Origin of the sequence: Streptomyces niveiscabiei (assembly GCF_001419795.1) — a bacterium.
GTDB classification, from domain to species: domain Bacteria; phylum Actinomycetota; class Actinomycetes; order Streptomycetales; family Streptomycetaceae; genus Streptomyces; species Streptomyces niveiscabiei.
Genome location: NZ_LIRL01000103.1, coordinates 1 through 1,297 on the forward strand (window position 1 = coordinate 1; position 1,297 = coordinate 1,297).

At 74.6% G+C, this 1,297-nt stretch carries 2 protein-coding genes; both read left to right on the top strand.

Annotation, left to right across the window (positions count from 1 at the left end):
• On the top strand, positions 1-295 hold a 295-nt coding region (locus AOK24_RS06180), incomplete at its 5' end, for a winged helix-turn-helix domain-containing protein (RefSeq protein WP_167376806.1).
• A 49-nt stretch (positions 296-344) separates the two neighbouring features.
• On the top strand, positions 345-1,297 hold a 953-nt coding region (locus tag AOK24_RS06185; protein WP_055719040.1), incomplete at its 3' end, for a sensor histidine kinase.

Consider the following 1,297-nt stretch of genomic DNA (forward strand, 5'->3'; position numbering starts at 1 on the left):
CCCCCGCACCGCCCGCCTCACCTTCGGCGACCTCGAGTTCTGCCCCGTCTCCCTCACCGCCCACCGCCGCGGCGAGCCCCTCTCCCTCACCACCACCGAACTCCGCCTCCTCCAGGAGTTCACCTCCTCCCCCGGTACGGTCCTCACCCGCGACCTCCTCCTGGAGAGGGTCTGGGACTACGCCTGGACCGGCGACACCCGCGTCGTCGACGTCCACATCCGCCGCCTGCGCGCCAAGATCGGCCACGACCGCATCGAAACGGTCCGCGGCTTCGGCTACAAGCTGCGCCCCTGAAGTACTACGGCTCTACGACCTGAGAGCCAGGAGACCTGAGGACCAGGGGATGCAGAAGAACGCCATGAACATCGGTACGAAGGTCGCGCTGGCCGTCGCCGCCGCGGCCGTCTGCGTCGCGGGCGCCGTCGGCGTGCTGGTCCACCGCATCACCGCCGCCGACCAGCTCGCCACCGCCCGCGCCGACCTGGACCGCCGGCTGGTCGCCGCCGCCTACGACCACGCCGCCGGCCGCGAGACCGAAGCCCGCCTCGACCCGCCCGACCTGCCCGCACCCCTCACCCGGCTGATCGCGAAGGGGGTACGTGCGACGTACCTCCGCAGCGGTAGGCACCCCGAGCTGTGGGCGGCGACCCGGGTCTCCGACCGCACCGTCCTCGCGCTGTCACGGCCGTACGACCGTGAGGCGGACACGCTCGCCGCTCTGGACCGGACGCTCGCCACCGCGGGCGTCGCCGCGACCGGCGCCGTGGCGCTGCTCGGCCTCGCCCTCGGCGTACGGATGGGCCGCCGGGCCACGGCCGCCGCCCGGACGGCGGAACGTATCGCCAACGGCGACCTCGACGCCCGTGTCCGCCCCCGCGGGCGCGACGAGATCACCCGGCTCGCCGAGTCCATGAACGCCATGGCCGACGCGCTCGGCGCCCGCCTGGAGGCCGAGCGGCGCGTCACCGCCGACATCGCGCACGAGCTGCGTACGCCGGTCTCCGTCATGGTCACCGCGGCCGGGCTGCTGCCGCCCGGACCGGCCGCCGACCTGGTCGCGGGCGGGGTCCGCAAGCTGCACGGGCTCGTCGAGGACGTCCTGGAGATCGCGCGGCTCGACGCGCGGGTCGCCGTCGTCGAGACCGAGCACCGGCAGGTCAGCGCGATGGCGCGGCGCGCGGTCGCCGGGCTCGACGGGGTCGCGGTGCGCATCGTCTCGGACACGCTCGTGGAGACCGACCCGCGCCGGGTGGAACGTATCCTCACCAACCTCGTCACCAACGCGCTGCGGCACGG